The organism is Gluconacetobacter brunescens, assembly GCF_048695475.1.
In the GTDB taxonomy this organism is placed as follows: domain Bacteria; phylum Pseudomonadota; class Alphaproteobacteria; order Acetobacterales; family Acetobacteraceae; genus Gluconacetobacter.
The window spans coordinates 290,778-311,330 of record NZ_JBLHEN010000001.1 but is presented as its reverse complement, the minus strand read 5'-3'; the positions used below and the strand labels follow the sequence as shown (position 1 = coordinate 311,330).

General features: G+C 66.6%; 19 protein-coding genes. 6 read left to right on the top strand and 13 right to left on the bottom strand.

Features of this window, described 5'->3' with window-relative positions:
- Positions 1-3: 3 nt before the first annotated feature.
- Positions 4-672 (bottom strand): FtsZ-binding protein FzlA, encoded by a 669-nt coding sequence (gene fzlA, locus ACMAUO_RS01305; protein WP_420355206.1) that lies wholly within the window; start codon positions 670-672, stop codon positions 4-6.
- Between the two features lie 157 nt (positions 673-829).
- Here fzlA and minC point away from each other — a divergent pair, with 157 nt between their 5' ends.
- The 3 genes from minC (at position 830) to minE (ending at position 2,736) form a co-directional block, all read left to right on the top strand.
- The gene (gene minC / locus ACMAUO_RS01300) at positions 830-1,552 is read left to right on the top strand and encodes a septum site-determining protein MinC (RefSeq protein ID WP_420357163.1); all 723 of its coding nucleotides are present in this window, start codon (positions 830-832) and stop codon (positions 1,550-1,552) included.
- 102 nt (positions 1,553-1,654) lie between these two features.
- Positions 1,655-2,470, top strand: coding sequence for a septum site-determining protein MinD (minD, locus tag ACMAUO_RS01295; RefSeq protein WP_114727694.1), 816 nt, complete (start codon positions 1,655-1,657; stop codon positions 2,468-2,470).
- The gene (minE, locus tag ACMAUO_RS01290) at positions 2,467-2,736 is read left to right on the top strand and encodes a cell division topological specificity factor MinE (RefSeq protein ID WP_420355204.1); all 270 of its coding nucleotides are present in this window, start codon (positions 2,467-2,469) and stop codon (positions 2,734-2,736) included. Before minD ends, minE begins: the two co-directional genes overlap by 4 nt.
- 67 nt (positions 2,737-2,803) lie before the next feature.
- Here minE and ACMAUO_RS01285 read toward each other — a convergent pair whose 3' ends face one another.
- The 3 genes from ACMAUO_RS01285 to ACMAUO_RS01275 all read right to left on the bottom strand — a co-directional run bounded on the left by ACMAUO_RS01285 (position 2,804) and on the right by ACMAUO_RS01275 (position 5,611).
- Positions 2,804-3,016, bottom strand: a complete 213-nt coding sequence (locus tag ACMAUO_RS01285; protein WP_420355203.1) for a hypothetical protein — start codon at positions 3,014-3,016, stop codon at positions 2,804-2,806.
- 11 nt (positions 3,017-3,027) lie between these two features.
- A complete protein-coding gene (locus tag ACMAUO_RS01280) occupies positions 3,028-3,699 on the bottom strand; it encodes a GntR family transcriptional regulator (protein WP_420357162.1) in 672 nt (223 codons plus the stop codon).
- Between the two features lie 112 nt (positions 3,700-3,811).
- A complete protein-coding gene (locus ACMAUO_RS01275) occupies positions 3,812-5,611 on the bottom strand; it encodes an ABC transporter ATP-binding protein (RefSeq protein ID WP_420355201.1) in 1,800 nt (599 codons plus the stop codon).
- A 286-nt stretch (positions 5,612-5,897) separates the two neighbouring features.
- On the opposite strand from ACMAUO_RS01275, the gene ACMAUO_RS01270 reads away from it, so the two are divergent.
- Positions 5,898-6,932: a glycosyltransferase family 4 protein gene (locus ACMAUO_RS01270; RefSeq protein ID WP_420355200.1), complete on the top strand. Its 1,035-nt coding sequence runs from the start codon at positions 5,898-5,900 to the stop codon at positions 6,930-6,932.
- A 57-nt stretch (positions 6,933-6,989) separates the two neighbouring features.
- Here ACMAUO_RS01270 and ACMAUO_RS01265 read toward each other — a convergent pair whose 3' ends face one another.
- From ACMAUO_RS01265 to ACMAUO_RS01250, 4 genes are all read right to left on the bottom strand, one after another.
- Positions 6,990-8,192: an MFS transporter gene (locus tag ACMAUO_RS01265; RefSeq protein WP_420355199.1), complete on the bottom strand. Its 1,203-nt coding sequence runs from the start codon at positions 8,190-8,192 to the stop codon at positions 6,990-6,992.
- Between the two features lie 58 nt (positions 8,193-8,250).
- Positions 8,251-8,976 (bottom strand): tetratricopeptide repeat protein, encoded by a 726-nt coding sequence (locus ACMAUO_RS01260; protein ID WP_420355198.1) that lies wholly within the window; start codon positions 8,974-8,976, stop codon positions 8,251-8,253.
- 14 nt (positions 8,977-8,990) lie between these two features.
- A complete protein-coding gene (locus ACMAUO_RS01255; protein ID WP_420355197.1) occupies positions 8,991-11,318 on the bottom strand; it encodes a TonB-dependent receptor in 2,328 nt (775 codons plus the stop codon).
- A gap of 1,102 nt (positions 11,319-12,420) precedes the next feature.
- Positions 12,421-13,107: a Fe2+-dependent dioxygenase gene (locus ACMAUO_RS01250; protein ID WP_420355196.1), complete on the bottom strand. Its 687-nt coding sequence runs from the start codon at positions 13,105-13,107 to the stop codon at positions 12,421-12,423.
- Between the two features lie 206 nt (positions 13,108-13,313).
- On the opposite strand from ACMAUO_RS01250, the gene ACMAUO_RS01245 reads away from it, so the two are divergent.
- On the top strand, positions 13,314-14,084 hold the full coding sequence (locus ACMAUO_RS01245; RefSeq protein ID WP_420355195.1) for a tetratricopeptide repeat protein: 771 nt from the start codon (positions 13,314-13,316) through the stop codon (positions 14,082-14,084).
- Between the two features lie 20 nt (positions 14,085-14,104).
- Here ACMAUO_RS01245 and ACMAUO_RS01240 read toward each other — a convergent pair whose 3' ends face one another.
- From ACMAUO_RS01240 to ACMAUO_RS01220, 5 genes are all read right to left on the bottom strand, one after another.
- Positions 14,105-15,214, bottom strand: coding sequence for an anhydro-N-acetylmuramic acid kinase (locus ACMAUO_RS01240; RefSeq protein WP_420355194.1), 1,110 nt, complete (start codon positions 15,212-15,214; stop codon positions 14,105-14,107).
- Positions 15,215-15,287: 73 nt separating this feature from the next.
- Positions 15,288-16,256: a type I pantothenate kinase gene (gene coaA / locus ACMAUO_RS01235; RefSeq protein WP_420355193.1), complete on the bottom strand. Its 969-nt coding sequence runs from the start codon at positions 16,254-16,256 to the stop codon at positions 15,288-15,290.
- Positions 16,257-16,484: 228 nt separating this feature from the next.
- Entirely contained in the window at positions 16,485-16,910 is a 426-nt protein-coding gene (locus ACMAUO_RS01230) for a hypothetical protein (RefSeq protein ID WP_420355192.1), read from the bottom strand.
- The gene (gene recA / locus ACMAUO_RS01225; protein ID WP_420355191.1) at positions 16,894-17,946 is read right to left on the bottom strand and encodes a recombinase RecA; all 1,053 of its coding nucleotides are present in this window, start codon (positions 17,944-17,946) and stop codon (positions 16,894-16,896) included. The genes ACMAUO_RS01230 and recA overlap by 17 nt, the downstream gene beginning before the upstream one ends.
- Positions 17,947-18,074: 128 nt before the next feature.
- Positions 18,075-19,598 (bottom strand): gamma-glutamyltransferase, encoded by a 1,524-nt coding sequence (locus ACMAUO_RS01220; protein ID WP_420355190.1) that lies wholly within the window; start codon positions 19,596-19,598, stop codon positions 18,075-18,077.
- Between the two features lie 155 nt (positions 19,599-19,753).
- On the opposite strand from ACMAUO_RS01220, the gene ACMAUO_RS01215 reads away from it, so the two are divergent.
- On the top strand, positions 19,754-20,536 hold the full coding sequence (locus ACMAUO_RS01215) for a DsbA family protein (RefSeq protein ID WP_420355189.1): 783 nt from the start codon (positions 19,754-19,756) through the stop codon (positions 20,534-20,536).
- The last annotated feature ends 17 nt before the right edge of the window (positions 20,537-20,553 follow it).

The following is a 20,553-nucleotide window of genomic DNA, read 5'->3' as shown; positions in this document are numbered from 1 at the left end:
GGATCAGAAATCGAGGTCGGCGTAATGATCCGGCGGCACGATCCCCGTCACCCGGTCGTTCAGCAGCGCGCGGAAACACGGGCGGGATTTCATCCGGGCGTACCAGTCCTTGGCCGCCGGAGCCTTGTTCCAATCGACATCGTTGATGAAATCCAGGCACGACAGATGCGAAGCCGCGGCAAAGTCAGCCAGCGAGAGCGTCGGCCCCGCCAGCCATTTCCGCGTCTCGGCCAGCCAGTCCAGATAGGACATATGGTAGCGGATATTGGCATACCCGGCCCGCAGCGCGTTGCCGTCCGGGTTGCCCCGCCCCGCGATCCGCTTCATCACCTTCTCATGCAGCAGGTTCTGCGTCACTTCGCTGGCGAATTTCTCGTCGAACCACGCGACCAGCCGCCGTACCTCGACCCGCTCGGCCAGCGTGCGCCCCAGCAGCGGCGTGTCGGGATAGGCTTCCTCCAGATATTCGCAGATCACCGACGAATTGGGAATCGAGAGCCCGTTTTCCTCGACCAGCATCGGGACGGTGCCGGCCGGATTGACCGAAAGATAGTCGGGCCGCCGCTCCCAGACCCGTTCCATCATCAGTTCGAACGGCAGCCGCTTCTCGCCCAGCACCAGACGAACCTTGCGACAATAGGGCGAAAGCGGAAGATGATAGAGGATACGCATTGTCCCACTTTATGCCATCGAAACACGCCGCGCCAAGAGCCCTTGCACGCTCCGATGGAAATCGGCGCACGAACGCGCGGATCGCTCGACAGCGCCCCGTTCTCACGGTAGCTGGAACGGGTTCCCTTCCCAGCAGACGTGAAGGTCCGTGACGCCCTTGTCCGACGAAACCCGCCCGCTTCCCCGCATCCGCGCCCGTGGCCGCTCCTTCCTGGCGCTGGTGCTCTCCCCCGAGGCCGAACTGGACGACTGGCTGCGCGGGCTGGATGCCCAGATCGCGCGTTCGCCTTCCTTCTTCGTGGGCAAGCCGATCATTCTCGATCTCGGCCTGCTGGCGGGCGACGCCGAAGGGCTGGCGGAACTCTACCCAGCCCTGCTGGAACGCGGCGTCCGGATCATCGGAATCGAGGGCGCCGATCCGGACTGGCCGGCCGTGGCCGGCTGGGACTGGCCCATGGGCTTCGAGGGCGGCCGCGCCGCCGGCACGGTGGAACTGCCCGACGAAGACACGGGCGACACGGCACCCGCCGCCGCCCCGCCATCGGGGCCGTCATCGGCGCTGGTCGTCGAAGGGCCGGTACGATCCGGCCAGTCGGTCCAGAATCCCGACGGCGACGTGGTCGTCATCGGGTCCGTGGCATCGGGGGCCGAAATTTCGGCCGCCGGATCGGTCCATGTCTACGGCACGCTGCGCGGGCGGGCGATCGCCGGCATGGGCGGGCAGACCGGGGCGCGGATCTACGCGGGCGTGATGAAGGCGGAACTCCTGGCGATCGACGGGTATTACATGATCGCCGAGGAGATCGACCCCGCCCTGCACGGCCGCTCCGCCCAGGCCATGCTGGAGGACGACACCCTCATCGTCCGCACACTGAACTGACGAAAATCCCGCTTTCCCGTTGCCCTCACCACATTTCCGCCATTAGATTCATATCAAGACGTTGCCGCAGAACGGCAGGTCCCGACATAAGGAAACACGCATATGGCCAAGGTGCTGGTTGTCACTTCGGGTAAGGGCGGTGTGGGCAAGACCACATCGACCGCTGCCCTCGGCGCGGCACTGGCCCAGACCGGGAAGAACGTCGTCGTCGTCGATTTCGATGTCGGATTGCGCAACCTGGATCTGGTGATGGGCGCCGAACGCCGCGTGGTGTTCGACCTGATCAACGTCGTGCAGGGCGACGCCAAGCTGGCGCAGGCCCTGATCCGCGACAAGCGGGTGGAAACCCTCTCGATTCTCCCCGCCTCCCAGACACGCGACAAGGACGCCCTGACCCCCGAGGGCGTCGCGCGGGTCATCGAGGAACTGCGCGAGAAGTTCGACTGGGTGATCTGCGACAGCCCCGCCGGCATCGAGCGCGGCGCGCAACTGGCGATGTATCACGCCGACCAGGCTGTGGTGGTGACCAATCCCGAGGTCTCCTCGGTGCGCGACAGCGACCGCATCATCGGCATGCTCGACAGCACCACCGAGCGCGCCAAGAAGGGCGAGAAGATCGACAAGCACCTGCTGCTGACGCGCTACGACCCCGCGCGCGCCGCGCGCGGCGAAATGCTGCGCACCGAAGACGTGCTGGAAATCCTGTCGATCCCCCTTCTAGGCATCATCCCCGAAAGCGAGGAAGTCCTGCGGGCATCGAACCTCGGCATGCCGGTCACGTTATCGAATCCCACCAGTGCGCCGTCCCGCGCCTATTTCGAGGCGGTGCGCCGCCTGGAGGGCGAAACACTGGATGTCAGCGTGCCGACCGAACGCAAGGGCCTGTTCGACTGGCTGTTCAAGCGGAGTGTCGCATGAGTTTTCTGGCCTCATTCTTCGGACGCAAAAATTCGGCCCCCGTCGCCCGTGACCGCCTGCAGATCCTGCTGGCGCACGAGCGTGCCGGCGAAGGTCAGTCGGAACTGATCGCCAAGCTCCAGGAGGAAATCCTGGAAGTCATCAAGCGGCATATCTCGGTCGACCAGGACAAGGTCCAGATCAAGATGGATCGCGGCGCCGGCGTCTCGATGCTGGAGATCGACATCGAGGTCCCTGAAGCCAAACCTGCGGCGAAGACCGCCTGAACAGGCACGTCTCAGCCGGGTCCGGCCCAGCCGGCCCCGGCTGCCCCAATAGTCATCGCCCCTGGGGTCACCACCCCAGTCGAACGCGCTCCGCATAGGGCACGTTCCAACGGCGCCATATCGGGATCACCGCACCCGGCAGCAGCGATATCCACATATAGCGGCCGAACCGATCCAGGGTGTCCAGGCAGAACGGTATCTGGAAAACAACGCAGCCCACCAGCAGGCAAACATTCGCGACTGCGGCGATCATCGCCGCCACATGAGCGGCGCGGCGCACGATATCCCCTCTTACGACTGGTCCTCCACCATCCCCTGCGACAGCAGCGGCTCGATCCAGCTCCGCGCATAGTCCGCATCGATGATCAGCGCGCGGGTAGCGGCCTCCGGATCATGCGCGCGCAGCGCGGCCATCAGTTCGTCATGGGGGTGGCGCATACCGGGCGGCCGCGCGGGCGGAGCGGTGCGCGCCAGCGCATAGAGCGGCCCGATCCGCGCCCACAGATTATGCAGGATATTCGCCGTCAGCGGCAGGTCGGCCGTGGCCGCCAGCATGGCGTGGAAATCGGCATTCCCCGCCGCCATCATGCCTTCATCCTGCCGCGCGCAGGCAATCTGGAAGCGCTCATGCACATCCGAAAGCGCATCCAGTTCCTCAGGCGTGGCCCGCAGTGCCGCCGCCTGGACCAACCGGCTCTCCAGATCGACGCGCAGCCAATGGATCTCGCGAAAACTGGCGGGTGTGATGTCGGGCACCACCGCCGTATTGCGGTCGTTCAGGTCCAGCGCCTGCTCCGATACCAGCCGCAGCAGGGCCTCGCGCACCGGCGTGGGGCTCAATCCCAGCTCGGCGGCCAGCGGGCGCAGCACCAGCCGCTGACCCACCTTGTAGCGGCTGCGGATCAGCCCGCCACGAATATATTCATAGGCCTCGGCACTCAGCGCCCGTCGGCCACTCTCCATCGCCGCGCGGGAAGGCCGCTCCACCTTCTCCGCGCCATGGCCCCGTCCTTCAGGCAATGAGGCCGCCGCACGCGCCATCACCTCACCCTCGTCCCGTTCCTTCGTCATGTCGTCACACGGCACCTTCGATAAACATCGACTGGCGCTCGAGGAAATCGCGATACGGGCCTTCGGTCCGTTCCAGCACGCTCACCGGCCCGTCCTGCACGATCCGGCCATGATCCATCACCACGATGCGGTCGAAATCGCGCAGGGTGGAAAGCCGGTGCGCCACCGCAATCACGGTGCGCCCCACCTTCAGCCGGTCCAGCGCCTCCTGCACCCGCTGCTCGCTCTCGCTGTCCAGCGCGCTGGTGGCCTCGTCGAGGATCAGGATCGGCGCATTGCGCAGGAACGCGCGGGCAATGGCAATCCGCTGCCGCTGGCCACCCGAGAGCTTGACGCCGCGATCCCCCACCTCGGTCTGGAAACCCTCGGGCATGGCGTCGATGAAATCGCGGCACCCGGCGGCGATCGAGGCGGCAATCACCTCGTCATCCGTCGCATCCGGCCGGCCATAGCGGATATTCTCCATCACCGACCGCCGCAGCAGCGACACATCCTGCGGCACCACCGACATGCAGGCCCGCAGGCTCGCCTCGTCGAGGTCTCGCAGATCGACCCCGTCGATCTGGATCGACCCGCCCTGCACGTAGCGCAGGCGCTGCACCAGGGCCAGGATCGTGCTCTTGCCCGATCCCGACCGCCCCACCAGCCCGACCCGCGTTCCCGCCTCGATCACCAGGTTGAAATGCGACAGCACCGGCGCCCCGCCCGGATAGGCGAACATCACGTCGCGAAACGCGACCTCGCCCCGCACCGGACCGCTAAAGCCACGCGCATTCGGCGAATCGACCATTTCATGGGGCACCAGAATGGCGGAAAGCGCCTCGTCCAGCCGCGCGATATGCTGGATCGTCTCCACCAGCGCCACCGCCAGGTCGCGGGTGCCATGCAGGATCATGAAGCCCAGATTGGCCACCATCACCACGTCGCCGACGCTGGCGCGGCCCAGATGCCACAGCATCACCACCCAGAACAGCAGGCCCGCCGTCAGCACCGCCGTCAGCACCGCATGCACCAGCCGCAGCTTTTCCATGTAGCGCAGCGACCGGCCGCGCGCGCCCATCTCCTGGCGCATCGTCTCGCCCAGGCGCAGCCGCTCATAGCCCGTCATGCCGAAGGAGCGGACCAGCGGCAGGTTGTTGACGATGTCCAGCATCTCGCCGTCCACGCTCGCCGCCTCGGCGGCATAATGCTGGTGCATGCTCCGCCCGCCGGCCGCCATGCGGAACACCAGCAGGCACAGCCCCGCCGACAGCGCCACGATCACCCCCGCCATCACCGGGCTGATCGTCAGCAGCAGGCTCACCGACAGCGCCACGTTCAGGCAGGGCGGCAGCACGTTCCACGCCGCCAGATTCTCCAGCGTAAAGACCGACATCGAGGCGGTGGAGATCCGCGTCGCCATGGCGCCGGACATCCGGTCGGCGAAATAACCGGCCGAATGGCCCGTCAGGTAGCGGAACAGGTCGCGCCGCACATCGCCGGTCATGTCCACGAAGGCATAGGTGGCGAACCACCCGGCCACCCGCCACGACATATTGTCGAAGGCAATGACCACGACCAGGATCACCACGGCATGCCAGACGGGCGGCATGTCTCCCACACCGTGCGCGGTCATGGTATCGACCAGGAAGCGGGTGGCGTAGGTAGCCCCCACGGTGCACCCCACGGCGACCATGACGGAGAGGAAAATCACGGCATGCAGCAGCGCATGACCCCGCGCATAGCGGAAGACGAAGGCAAGCGGCCGGCCCAGGTAATGAACCAACTGATCGTCTGAAATGGTGGTCTTGGTCTCAGTCGCCAAAATCGGCTGCCCTCTCTGCTGCCGGCCTGTCCGGTCGTCGTGACGCGCGGAAAGTTCCACACCCTGAAATGTTTATCTATCCGGATCGGGGGCAGGAAAGATAGGCTCTCCCTGCCCATCCCCGCAGATGCCGGGCAGGTCGGCCCATCGGACGGAACAACCTTTACCGCGCTTCGTTCCACCTGTTGCCGCAGCCCGCCTTCCGGCGTGCCATTGATTTGCCGTTTCCCGATGGCACGCTAGCATCCCCTGTCCATTCATGCGGAAGAAAGAAGTGAACTGCCCCATGCGTATCGCCCAGATCGCGCCGCTCCATGAAGCCGTGCCGCCCAAACTGTATGGCGGCACCGAGCGTGTCGTGTCTTTCCTGACGGAAGAACTGACGGCCATGGGCCATGATGTGACCCTGTTCGCCAGCGGCGACAGCGTGACCTCCGCCCGGCTGACCGCCTGCTGGCCCCAGGCCCTGCGCCTCGATCCCGCGATTCGCGACCCGATCGCGCCGCACATGCTGATGATGGAACAGGTCGCGCGCGCGGCGGAGCAGTTCGATATCCTGCATTTCCATATGGATTACTGGCCCTTCACCTATTTCAGCCGCCAGCCCACACCGATGCTGACCACGATGCACGGCCGCCTGGACCTGATGGAACTGCAACCGGTCTTCGACGCCTTCCCCAAGGTGCCGATCGTCTCGATCTCCAACAACCAGCGCCTGCCCCTGCCCCAGGCCCACTACGTGCGCACCGTGCTGCACGGCCTGCCCGAGAAGCTGCTGACGCCCCAGCCCGGCCCGCGCGACTATTTCGCCTTCCTGGGCAGGATCTGCCCGGAAAAAGGCGTGGACAAGGCAATCCGCATCGCCCGCGCCCTCAACGTGCCGCTCAAGATCGCCGCCAAGATCGACAAGGTGGACGCCGAATATTTCGAGCGCGAGATCGTCCCCATGCTGGGCGAGGGCGTGGAACTGATCGGCGAGATCAACGACCGGCAGAAGCCCGCCTTCCTGTCGGGCGCGCGCGCCCTGCTGATGCCAATCGACTGGCCCGAACCGTTCGGCCTGGTGATGATCGAGGCCATGGCCTGCGGCACCCCCGTCGTCGCCTTCCGCCGCGGCTCGGTCCCCGAGGTGCTGGAAGACGGGCTGACCGGCCTGATCGTCGATGACGAGCACGAGGCCATCGCCGCCTGCGCCCGCCTGCCCGAAATGCAGCACGACCGCATCCGCCGGCGATTCGAGGAACGCTTCACCGCCCGCCGCATGGCCGAGGACTATCTCGACATCTACCGCGCGCTGATCGAAGCGAAGAAGACGGCCTGATCCGCCACCAGAGCCTGACCGGAACAGCGCGCCGGATCACCCGGCGCGCATGTCCGGTCAGGCGCGAGGCCGCATCGCCTCGCCGGCCAGAACCTGCCGCCCCAGCGCAATCAGCGGCAGCACGGCCCCGGCCAGCGAGACCGCCTGCCACCCGCCATGATGAAACAGGGCGGCCGCCAGCACCGAACCTGCCGCGCCGCACAGAAACACGATGGTCATGAACAGCGCGTTCAGCCGCCCCCGGATCTCCGGCCGCAGCAGATAGATCGCCCGCATGCTGATCACCTGGTTGGTCTGCACCCCGGCATCCAGCACGATCGCCGCCACCGCCAGCGGCACCAGCGCATGGCCCGCCACCGCCGCCAGCCCCAGCGCGAATCCCCCCGCCACCATCACCATCGCCCCGGTGGTGGCCGCATTCGTCAGCCCTCGGTCCGCCAGCCGCCCGGCCACCGGCGCCGCCAGCGCACCGCCCGCCCCGGCCAGCGCGAACAGGGCAATCCCCGTCTGCCCCAGATGAAAGGGGGCCGAGGCCAGTTGCAGCGGCACCGCCGTCCAGAAGATATTGAACGCGGCGAACACCGATCCCTGATAGAACGCCCGCCGGCGCAGCAGCGGCGTATCGCGCAGGATACCGGGCAGCGAGGCGAGGATATGCCCGTAGGTCAACCCGTCATGCACGGGCTGCCGCCGGGGCAAACCCCGTGCCAGCGCCGCCATCAGCACCAGCGTCATCGCACACGATGCCAGGAAGACGGCATGCCAGCCGGCATGATCGGCCACCACGCTGGCAAACGGCCGCGCCAGCATGATCCCGCCGATCAGCCCGCCCATCACCGTGCCCACCACGCGCCCGCGATCCTTCACGGCCGAAAGGTGCGAGGCCAGCGGCACCAGCACCTGGGTCGCGGTCGCGAACACGCCGATGGCAAACGCCATGACCAGAAACGCCCCCGCCGACCGCGCAAAGGCGGCGGCCAGCAGCGTCAGGGCCAGCCCTCCCAGCGCCACCAGCACCAGCCGCCGGTTCTCCACGATATCGGCCAGCGAAACCAGGCCGATCATGCCGCAGCCATAGCCCAGTTGCGTCAGCATCACGATGCTGCCCAGCCACGCCGGCGCCAGGCCGATATCCGGCCCGATCAGCCCGATCAGCGGCTGCGCATAATAGATATTGGCCACCACCAGCCCGGCGGCACAGGCGATCAGGCGAATGATCCCGGCCCCGGCCGGCGCGGAAGAGGCGGAGGAAGCAGTCATCTCGTCATCCCGATATGCGTGACGAACCTTTACCCCTCCAAAGGCCGGATTGCCAAAATCAGGGCCCCGATCCGCCCCCTTCCACGGCCGAAGCGAAACGCATGGCGCACCCGGCCTCGTTCCCGCCTCCCGCCAGGAACTGTTCCATTTTTGCCCGAAAGGCCGGTGTCGCGGTCCGACCGGCGATCTCGAAATGCCGCCGCGCCTGCGCCGCCCGCCCCTCCGCCGCCAGAAAGCGCCCCAGATTGAAATGCCCGCGAAAATCCCCGCCATCGGCGGCGCGGGCATACCATACCCGCGCCTGCGCTAGGTCGCGCGTCACGGCCCAGCCGTCTTCATAAAAACCGCCGATGATATTGAACGATTTGCAGTGCCCGCGCGCGGCGGCCCGCCGCAGCCACGCCAGCGCCCGCGCATGATCGGGCGGCCCGTCCCACCCCAGGGTCAGCCCGGTGGCGTAATTGTACATGCCCCAGTCCAGCCCGGCGCAGGCGGCACGGCGATACCAGCGCATCGCCTCCTCCGGGGTCGCGGCCATGCCCCATCCCAGCTCGCAGCAGCGTCCGACCATGTTGCACCCCATGGCGCTGCCCTGCCGCGCCGCCGCCAGAAACCAGCCCAGCGCGGCCGCCGGGTCGCGCGGCAGCAGCACGCCATCCAGCAGGATCTGCCCCAGCGCAAGCTGCGCATCGGCCACCCCGCCACCGGCCAGGTCGCAGATCGTCGCGACACCGGCCGTCACCGCGTCCCGTCCGGCCTCCGGCATGGCGGCACCATTCGGCATGGAGGCCCGGCCGCTCAGAAATGCACGTTCAGATTGACCAGCGCCGTCCGCCCCGGCGCCTGCATCGCGTAATGCGTGGTGTAGGCCTGGGTGAAATAGCGCCTGTTGGCCAGGTTCTGGACATTGAGCTGAAGCGTGTAGTGCTTCAGGAAGCGGTAGCTCGCCATGATGTCGAACCGGTAATAGCTGGGGATGAATTTCGGCGCGGTGGGCGAATCCGTGCCGTAGACCTTGGCCATGTAATAGACGCCACCCGCGATCGTCAGCGGCTCGATCGGGCGATAGGTCGTCCACAGGGCCAGGCTGTTCTCCGGCGTGTTCGGCGCATGCCGCCCATCCATCACCCCGGCGGCGGCGCCCGCCCCGCCAGCCTTCAGCAGCCGCGCGTCCAGATAGGTAAAGCCGCCATTGATCGACCATTTGCGGGTAATCTGCCCGTTCAGGCCGACCTCGAAGCCCCGCACCCGCTTGGTGCCGCCATTGTCGATCCCGCCCGTCGCGGTGGAAATCTTGAAGTTGGTGGCATCGATCTGGAACAGCGCGCCGGTCACCAGCAGCCGGTTATGCAGCACGTTCCACTTGGTGCCGACCTCGATCGTGCGATCGCGCTCGGGCTTCAGGACGGCACCGATATTGCCGCTCCGGTCGGCACCCAGGCTGATATCGTCCGAGCCCTGGCCGACCGAATTGCCCGGCGGAATCGCCGACGTGGCATAGGACGCATAGATCGACCCGTTGGAACGCGGCTTGTAGACCAGCGCGCCCTGATAGGTGAACAGATTGTCGCCCCGTCCATACTCACCCGCCGCCGAGCGAAAGGTGCTCTGCACATTGTCGTAGCGCAGGCCGACATTGGCCTGAAGCTGCTTCAGCAACGTGATCGTATCGAACAGATAGACCGCCTTGGTGTCGAAGCGCGTGCTGTTCGGCGTGCCGGTATGTTTCAGGTCGCCCGTCCACAGATCGTTCGGGTTCGGATTGAACAGCGACGTGCAGGTATCCGACGACAGGGCCAGCGCCGTCGCGCAGCGCGTGAAATTGGTTCCCGACCCGACATTCTGGCCGTTTACATAGGCCGTATAATTGTCGTTCTTGCCCTGCTCGCGGGTAAATTCCGCGCCCGAGGCAAACTGGTTCTTGAAGCCCGCCAGATCGAACGACCCATAGAAATCGGTCTGGTTGGTCGCCGTATCGAAGGTCGAAAACCGGCTGTTCAGGCGGCGATAGACATAGCCGTAATAAATATTGCCCTGGCTGTCGTCCGGCATCGTCCAGCGGTCGTTCTGGGTCGTTTCCGAATAGCGCGTGGTATTGCGCAGATGCAGCGTGCTGCTGAAATCATGCTCCAGCCGCAGGGTGCCCATATCGATGCCGTCCTCGTTGGCATCGCGGTTCTCCAGCCCGTACCAGGTATCGAACGGCACCTTGACCGGCTCGCCATTGCCCGTCGCCAGAACCCGCGGCGCACCGTCGGAGCGCGGGTTGAAGGCCGGATTATTGTACGGAATGCCGACATCGGGCAGGTCGTCATTCTGCATGTGGTAATACATCAGGGTCACGCGATTGGCGGTTCCCAGCCCGAACGCCAGCGACGGCGCCACGCCGAAACGCCGGTAATGGGTCGGCCCGCGCCCGGCCACGCCCTGGTCGTCGCCCATCAGGTTCAGGCGGAAGGCGCCCGTGTCAGTAATCCGCCAGTTGCCGTCGAACGTGCCGCGCTTGTAATCGGCATTGCCGAAACCGAGATTGGCGTCGATCGCATTCTTCAGCGTCGGCATCTTGCTGTTGATCAGCAGCGCGCCGCCGGCCCCACCGCGCCCGGTAACGGCACCGGAATCCCCTTTCACGACCTCGATCGATTCCACATTGAACGTCTCGCGCGACTGCGCGCCCACATCGCGCAATCCGTCGACGAAGGTGCTCGACTGCGCGTCGAACCCCCGCAGGAACGGCCGGTCGCCGACCGGATTGCCGCCTTCGCCCGCCCCCATTGTAATGCCGGGCACGTTGCGCAGCGCGTCGGCCAGCGTGTTCGACGCGGTCTGGCTCAGCAACTGGCGGGAGATGATCGTAACGCTCTTGGGCGTATCCAGCAGCGGGGCGGTGAATTTCGGCGACATGTCATGCCACTGGCCCACGACCTCGATATGCTCGTGCCGGGGGTTCGCGCGTTCTTCCCGCGCCTTCTTCTTTTCCTCGTCGGTCAGCTTGTCGCCCGCCGCGACACCCGGCGTCGCGGCCAGCCCCTGGCTACCGATCATCGCCATCGCCAGTCCACACAGGACCTGACCGCGCTGGGGCGCCACCTGCCGCACCGCACGCCATTTTCCAGTGACACCCATTCGCCGGGGTTCCTCAAAATCATACATGAAAATGCGAACCACTCGCATTAATCGCGTATGTTTCATGGCGGATACAAAGCGTCAAGAAATTTCATTTACGACAAAAAATGTCTTCCCACCGCCAGCACGGCTTCACGTAGCCGACCACGCAGGAAAATATTGAAATACAATGATTATTTCAGGATATTCACGCACCGTATGCGACAGCGCGTATCCGGGCACGCACCTGAAACCGCGCCATCCCGGCAATCGGGAATCGTTACGAATGTATCGATCATGAGCGAAATGTAACCGCAATCACATGCCGCTACGGCTTTCGTGTCCAGCCGGGCGCCATCTCTCCGGCCCCATGGCGCGCCAGAGCGCCGCGTACCGGCACGGCCGTCATGTGTTCGACAGCGCGGACGCCCAGAAAACCCGCGCCGGATCGCCGCCAGCCTACTCGGACAGATTCTCAAAACCTGCCTGGAAATGTGGGCTGGTGAGTGAGAGCGGCCCAAAGGGCCGCGCCCGTCGTGTGTTGCCGAGCACCGAAGCGGAGCGGCCTCAATGGCCGTGAGCATCAAAACGCAGGAAACGCGCGTCGGATCGCCACCAACCTACTCGGACAGGTTCTCAAAACCTGCCTGGAAATGCGGGCTGGTGAGCGAGAGCGGCCCGCAGGGCCACGCCCGTCGTGTGTTTCCGAGCACCGAAGCGGAGCGGCCTCAATGGCCGTGAGCATCGGAGCACAGGAAACGCGCGTCGGGTCGCCATCAACCTACTCGGACAAGTTCTCCAAACCTGGCTGGAAATGCGCGCTGGTGAGCGAGAGCGGCCTGAAGGGCCGCGCCCGTCGTGTGTTTCCGAGCACCGAAGCGGAGCGGCCTCAATGGCCGTGAGCATCGGAGCACAGGAAACGCGCGTCGGATCGCCACCAGCCTACTCGGACAGATTCTCAAAACCTGCCTGGAAATGTGGGCTGGTGAGCGAGAGCGGCCCAACGGGCCGCGCCCGTCGTGTGTTTCCGAGCACCGAAGCGGAGCGGCCTCAATGGCCGTGAGCATCGGAGCACAGGAAACGCGCGCCGGATCGCCACCAGCCCGCATTTCCAGGCAGGTTTTCAGAGTTCGCACCATTGGCGCATGAGATTATGATAACAATTCACCAGTTCCAGCACGGCGGGGTCGTCGTCCCGAAGGCGCGTGCGCAGATCCATGATCGTGCGATCCAGGTCGAACAGAATCCGCCGCCGCTCCACATCCCGCACCATCGATTGCGTCCAGAAGAACGACGCCCAGCGGCTCCCGCGCGTGATCGGCGCCACGTCATGCAGCACGGTAGTGTCGTAAACGATCATGTCGCCCGCAGGCAGCTTGATCTCCTGCACGCCCGACGCATCATGGATCCGCAACTCTCCCCCCTCGTACTCCTCCGGATCGGTCAGGAAGAGCGTGGAAGACACATCGGTACGGATGCGCATACCGCCGGAATTGGGAATCGGCCGGATGGCATTGTCCACATGCGCGCCGAACGACATGCCTTCGTCATAGCGATTGAACAAAGGCGGCACGACACGCAGCGGCACCACCGCGCTGTTGAACAGCGCATTCCGCCCCAACGCGCGCAGCACGATCTCGCCCAGTGACCGATGCAGCGGATGGTCCAGCGGAATCTGCAGATTATGCTTGGCCGACGCCGATTGCGGCCCCGCCGTCACCTTGCCATCCGCCCACGGCGCGTCGGCCAGCGCACGACGACAATGCAGAACCTCCTCGGAAGACAGAACATTGGGGATATGCAGCAACATGGCGGTCCCGATCAAAGAACTGGCACGGCCCAGGCACGCGCGACCGGCGACGTTTCCCGCCCGGCAGCCCCACCAAGGCCGACGCACACCATGCGGACGACATGGCGAGGCTGCTGAATAGCTGCATTGCAACAGATTATCAATTGCACAAATAGCCCACCCATGGTTTGTAACCGCCGACTGCCAATCGCCACGGGTCCCTGCACATGCGGATTGTCCATGCCCTGAAGAAGGCCGCACGCCGGCGCCGGCCCGGCAGGCCAATGCCCCCCGCCCTGCCGCCCTTCATCGAAGAGATCCGTACCCGGGCCGCCCAGGGCCATGTCGCCGAACAGGTGCGCTGGGGCGACATCCTGCTCGACAGCATCTATGTGCCGCCCGACCCGCAACAGGCGCGGACATGGTACGAAATCGCGGCCTCGGCCAACTACGCGCCCGCCCACAACATGCTGGGGCGCTGCCATCATTTCGGCTGGGGCGGCCCGCTCGACCTCCCGGCCGCCGCCGCCAGCTACAGGAAGGCGGCCGATCTCGGCGATCTCTGGGGCTGCTACAATCTGGGCATCATGACCATGCGCGGCATCGGCATGCCGGCCGACCTCCGCCGCGCGCTGGAGCTGTTCCGCAGCGCCGCCGAACGCGGCCACGCCAAGTCGATGAACCTGGTCGCCCGCTTCACCGAGGAAGGCTGGCACACCGAACGCAATCCCGCCGAAGCCCTCCGCTGGTATCGCCGCTCGGCCGAAGGCGGCGATTATCGCGGACAGCATAATTATGCCACGGCCCTGCTGGCGATGGGCGAGCGCGCCCAGGCCCTCGACTGGTGGCGGCGCGCAGTGGGCGATGCGACGTCGGACGTGCTGCTGGCCATGGCGCGCACCCTCCACACACTCGGCCCTGACGGCGACCCCACCCTGCTGAAACAGGTACACGACCGCCTCGATGCCTTGGGCATCCCTTACCCCGCACCCGCCTGATCCCGAACAGGCCGGCCACCCTACCCCGCTCGCAGGCGCTCCAACCCCCGCATCGCGGCCCCGGGCAGGCCCCGCTGTTCCAGCCTGCCGCCACAGACCGGCCGATCCGCCCCGGTCGTTCCGGGGAAGGAGAGCGGCAACCCCCGCACGGCACGCGCGGCGAGAAAACCGAAGCACTGGGCCTCCAGCGCATCGCCATCCCACCCCACGTCCTCGACCGGCTCCACCACGGCCCCCAGCGATTCCCGCAAACCATCCATCAGCACCGGGTTGTGGCGCCCCCCACCACAGACCAGCCAGCGACGCGGCTGAAACGGCAGCGGCAGACTGGCCACCGCCCGCACGGTAAAGGCGGCCAGCGTCGCTGCCCCATCGGCCGGCGAAAGCGGGGCCAGCAGGTCCATGGCCCGATGAAACGCCAGCCGGTCCAGCGATTTCGGCGCGGGCCGGGCAAAAAACGGGTCGCCCACCAGGCGCTCCAGCACCGCCATATCGACCCGTCCCGCCCGCGCCAGCGCACCGTCACGGTCGCACGGCACGCCGGTATGGCGCATGGCCCAGTCATCCAGCAGCGCGTTGCCGGGCCCGACATCGCAGGCCAGCAACGCCCCATCCGCCCCGATCAGCGAAACATTCGCCACCCCGCCGATATTCAGCACGGCCAGCGGATGCGCCAGCCCCCGCGCCAGCGCCTGGTGAAAGACCGGCACCAGCGGCGCGCCCTCGCCGCCCGCCGCCAGGTCGGCACTGCGGAAATCATGCACGACCGGCACCCCGGTTTCCGCCGCCAGCAAGGCGGCATCGCCGATCTGCCAGCTTCGGCGCTCCGCCGGACGATGCAGGATCGTCTGGCCATGAAACCCGATCAGCTCGGCCGGCCAGTCCAGCGCGCGCACGGCCGCGACATGCAGCAGCGTCAGCTCCCGCTCGACGGCCAGCAACGCCGGATCATCGTCCGGCAGGCTCGCCGCACGATCGAGAATGGCACGGGTCCGCGCGCGCAGTCCGGGCGGAAAAGGAATGGTCGCCGTCGGCCCGGCCTCCCCGACCGCAACGCCATCGGTCTCGATTCCAGCGGCATCGACCCCATCCAGCGACGTGCCGCTCATAAGACCGATGACCCGGACCATGACCTACCCCTTGCGAAACAGCCGCAAGCCTATCGCGCCCGAGCGCGTTCCGGAACCGGACCGGCCGCCGATCTCAAAGATAACGCAGGCGGACTTCACTGATGGCGTGCGACCGCGCCTTGCGCATGATCAGCCGCGCGCGTTCGCGCGTGGGCAGGATATTGGCTTCCAGATTGGGCAGGTTGATCCGGTTCCAGATCTGCCCCGCCACCCGCTCGGCCTCGGTGGGCGACAGGTCGGCATAATGATGGAAGTAGGAGGTCGGCTTGCGGAACGCCGTGCGCTGCAACAGCAGGAACCGCTCCACGTACCACGATTCGATATCGCTGGTGGTCGCGTCGAGATAGATCGAGAAATCGAAATAATCCGATGCCACCATCGACCGGTCGGTACCGGTCTGCAACACGTTCAGCCCCTCGAAGATCAGGATATCCGGCCGGTCCACCATCTGGAACCGGTCGGGCACGATGTCATAGGCTTCGTGCGAGTACAGCGGCACTTCCTGCAACCGCTCGCCCGCCTTCACAGCGGCGAGGAAGGCGATCATCCGCCGCAGGTCATAGCTCTCCGGAAAGCCCTTGCGCTGCATCAGGCTCCGTTCTTCAAGCACCCGCGTCGGCAGCAGAAACCCGTCCGTCGTCACCAGGTCGACGCGCGGATGGTCCGGCCAGCGCGACAGCACCGCCTGGAGCAGGCGGGCGAAGGTGCTCTTGCCCACGCCAACGCTGCCGGCAATGCCAATGATGAACGGCACCGAAATGCGCGGACACCCCAGGAACGCGCTCTCCACCATGCTGTTCAGGCCACGCGAGGCCATGACATACAAATTGAGCAGGCGCGACAGAGGCAGATAGACCTCGGCGATATCCGCCATCGACACGGGCTCGTTGCGGCCACGCAGCGCCGCGATATCCTCCTCGGACAGCGAAAGCGGCACGTTGGCCCGCAACGCCGCCCAGTCCGAACGCGAAAAGGTCAGATACGGAAGCGGCGGGTCGCCATCACGCGATACCGAGCCCCATGGAGGCATACGAAGCATCATGGATCTATACCCGCGCCGGACAGACGCCGCCGGGTCTCGTGCCAACCGTCATGAATCCGCTTCCCCAGGATGGGCCATCATTCCGGCCTCGCTCAGCGCGGCGTAACACCAACGGTTGGAGCGATCCAGTGGACCGCGTTCCCCCACCCGGTCGATCTGGTCAAAAAAGGCGAAAAACCGCCATATTCCGGCACGCTCATGACAGAGACGTGACTCAGCCTCGCCGAACTAACGCCCGGTCGTCGTCTGCCCACGGCCCCGGGCGCCATAACTCACCTGCGTGTCGGGGATGACGTAATGCCCGCCCTCTTCCTTCTCACTATCATCTCCGGCGGCATTGGCATCGAAGCCGGAGGCGATCATCTGCATGCCCCAGGCATCGGGAAGCGGCTGATAGTCGGGCTGCCGCCCGGCCGGCGCGGCCGACATGGGCTGCGACCCGTCCTTCTGCTTGCCGTCAGCGGATGCCGTCTTCTGGGCATAGCCCGGCCGTTCCTGCCCGCTGAACAGGGTCAGGGGCGGCACATCGATCGACTCTCCATCCGGCCGCTTGAACCCGCAGGCCGTCAGACCGGCCAGCAGAACCAGCAATGCGAGGCCGCGCGGCCCTGCCCGCCGGTTCATCGCCCCGCGCCGGTCAGTCGGCGTCGGCAAGATCCTGTTCACCGGGAGAGACCAGCATCGCCTCGGCCACCACGCCCGCCTGCTCGCGCACGCGCCGCTCGATATCCGCCGCCATTTCAGGGTGCTCGCGCAGGAACTGCTTGGAATTTTCCCGTCCCTGGCCGATCCGCTGACTGTCATACGAGAACCAGGCTCCCGATTTCTCGACAATGCCCGCCTTGACGCCCAGGTCGATCAGTTCGCCCATCTTGCTGATCCCCTCGCCATACACGATGTCGAATTCGACCTGCCGGAACGGGGGGGCCATCTTGTTCTTGACCACCTTGACGCGGGTCTGGTTGCCCACGACCTCGTCCTTGTCCTTGATCTGCCCGATCCGGCGGATATCCAGACGCACCGAGGCGTAGAATTTCAGCGCGTTGCCGCCCGTCGTCGTCTCCGGGCTGCCAAACATGACGCCGATCTTCAACCGGATCTGGTTGAGGAAGATCATCATGGTGTTGGAGCGCGAAACCGTGCCGGTCAGCTTGCGCAGCGCCTGACTCATGAGTCGCGCATGCAGGCCCACATGGCTGTCGCCCATGTCGCCTTCCAGTTCCGCGCGCGGCACCAGGGCGGCGACGCTGTCCACCACCAGCACGTCGATGGCACCCGAGCGCACCAGCGTATCGGCGATTTCCAGCGCCTGCTCGCCGGCATCCGGCTGGCTGATCAGCAGGTTGTCGACGTCCACCCCCAGCTTGCGGGCATAGCCGGGGTCCAGCGCGTGCTCGGCGTCGATAAAGGCGCAGACACCGCCCTTCTTCTGGGCTTCGGCGATCGCATGCAGCGCCAGCGTCGTCTTGCCCGAACTTTCGGGGCCGTAGATCTCGACGATACGCCCACGCGGCAGGCCGCCGATCCCCAGCGCGATATCCAGCCCGAGCGAACCGGAAGAGATCACGTCCGCCGCCTCGTTGGGGCGCTGCCCCAGGCGCATCACCGATCCCTTGCCGAACGCGCGTTCGATCTGGCTCAGCGCGCCTTCCAGCGCCTTGCTCTTGTCTATGCCCGGTGCCTGCGCCATCGCCCTCAATCCCGTTCCGATATCATGAAAACCCCGGGTCCTGCCCGCCACGCCCCGGCGGTCCCGATCAGACAAAACTAGAACAAAACATGATCATCCACAAGCACCGCCCCAATCCCGGCCGGCCCTCAGTCCGACCCCACCGAAAGGCCGGCCGAACGCGCATCGGTGCCGCCGGCACAGCTTCCCTCGCCGCCCGGCAGGCCCGCCGGGCAGGAAATCGCATTGATCCGCCCATCCGCCGTCACCGGCCGCGCACCGGGCTTCTCACCGCCCAGAACCTGCTTCATTTCAACCGCGACCGCATCGGCGGCATCGTTCTGCCCCGATCCCGTCACGGCGGCCCGGAACCGGTTGCCCTCGCTGGCGATCGCGGCCGTCAGCAACGGCGGCGGCAGGCGCTTCGGCGAGGCCCCCATCACAATGCCCGTGCCGCCGGCAACGCGGCCGATACCGAACAGATTATCCATCGTCAGGCTGCACGCCACGGCCCCGCCATGCCGGTCGACCACGGCGAACGAGGTCGATGCCGGCAGATGCGGCAGGGTGCCCCCATTAGGCACGGTGCCGGAATCGACCACCGCCTGCGCCCGCGCAACCAGTTCGCCGCCCGACTGCGCCCCGGCCGCCTGCCCACGCCACGCGGCCACCGCCGACTGGCCGGCCCGGTCGCTCGCGCCACCCCCATTCAGGGCACGAAACGCCACCGCGCTGCCCAGCCCGCCATCGGCGGGCGGCGGCAGGAAGCCGACCGTCACCTGCCCCGCACGCACCGTCAGCGGATCGGTCTCCACCGGAACGGCGCCGCGCAGGTCCGCCACGGTCAGGCCACCGCCCGCACCCTGGCTGCCGGCGACGAACGAGCGCGCCAGCGCCCCGTTATACAGGTCGCCCACCCCCATGCTCCTGATCTGTTCCAGCACGCCGGTCAGGCGCTGCTGCACCAGGGTATCGCCCTCCGCCAGCACCTTGCCGTCGCCCCGGCTGAAGATCGCCCGCGCGCCCGGATCGGCCAGCAGCGGCCCCTGCACGGCCGCAAGGTCGGTCGCCAGCGCCCGGCTGACCGAAATCCCGCCGCGCGCCAGTTCCAGCGCCGGGGTCAGGGTTTCGCCGAAATCCACGCTGCCGTAGCGCAGGTGCATCAGGTACAGCCCGCGCGCCAGCGTCGGCGCCGCCGCCGGGCGATCAACCGGCGCGCCACCAGCCTCCGGCGCCGTCGATCCCGCGACCGGAAGGAACAGGAACGCCCGTCCGCCGCTGGAGTCGCCAGGCCGCCACGCCAGGCAGGCACCGCCACCGCCCAGCGAGGCCCGCGACGGCAGCGTCACCGCCAGCGTCATCCCCAGCGCCGCCGCCGCGTCGGCCGCATTGCCGCCCCGCGCCAGAACGTCGCGGGCGACCATGGCCGATTGCGGCTCGTCCGAAACGACATTGCCGATATAACCGGTCAGGTAGGTCGGCCCCCTCGGCGTGTCGGAGCCGCCGCCGAACAGGACGTGGCTGGCGGTCCCGACCGGGTCATTGAATGTCTTGACCGAACATCCGCCAAGCGCCGTCGCCAGGACCGTAGACAGCAGCAAGGCCCCGCAACGACGCAACGGGTGGTTCAGGGGACGTTCACGCACGCACAGATTCTCCATTGCCGCCGTCATGCCCAGGCGCGAAAAGCCGGACTATCCGGAATTAGCGGTCTTCTGGAGCATCGGCAACTCGCCATCTCCCCCGCACCCTTCCGCGCCCCCCCGTTCTGCTCTAAAGACGGCCTCCAAGACCGCCCGATACCGAACCCGAGCGCCGGAGGCAGCCCTTGTCCTTTTTCTCGTCCCGCAGCCTCGCCCGGCTGGGCACGGCCCTTCCGGCCGGCATCGGCCTGATGCTGGCCCTGTCATCCGCCGCCCACGCCGACGACAGCTTCACCCCGGCCCAGCGCAAGGAAATCGTCGCCATCGTCCGCGACGCGCTGAAGACGGACCCCTCGATCCTCTCCGATGCCATCACCGCCCTGCGCGCGGGCGCCGAGGCGCAGGAGCAGACCCGCACCCGCGACGCGCTGCTCGCCCACCGCGCCGCCCTGACCACCCCCGTGCCGACCGACGCGATTCTGGGCGCACCCAATGCCCGGACGACGGTGATCGAATTCTACGATCCGCGCTGCCCCTACTGCCGCAAGGTACTGGCCGACCTCGACCGCCTGGTTCATGACGATCCCAATGTCCGCATCCTGGAGAAGGTGATCCCGGTGCTGGGCCCGGCCAGCGTGCTGACGGCACAGGCCATCGCCGCCGCCGCGCTGCAAGGCGGTCACGACGCCTATTTCCGCATGCAGCGCGCCATCATGACCGACACCACGAAGCCCGACACCGCCCGCATCCGCCTGCTGGCGAAGCAGGCCGGCCTCGACGCGGACCGCCTGGTGTCCGATATGGCCGGCCCCGCCGTCGCCGCCACCCTGCGCGCCAATTCGGAGCTGGCCGAGGCCATCCACCTGGAAGGCACGCCCACCTTCGTCTTCGACGCCCGCTACGTCATCCCCGGCGCCGTCGATTACGACGCCCTGAAAGCCGCGATCGACAAGACCCGGCGCAGCTAACCGCCTGCCCTTTCCCT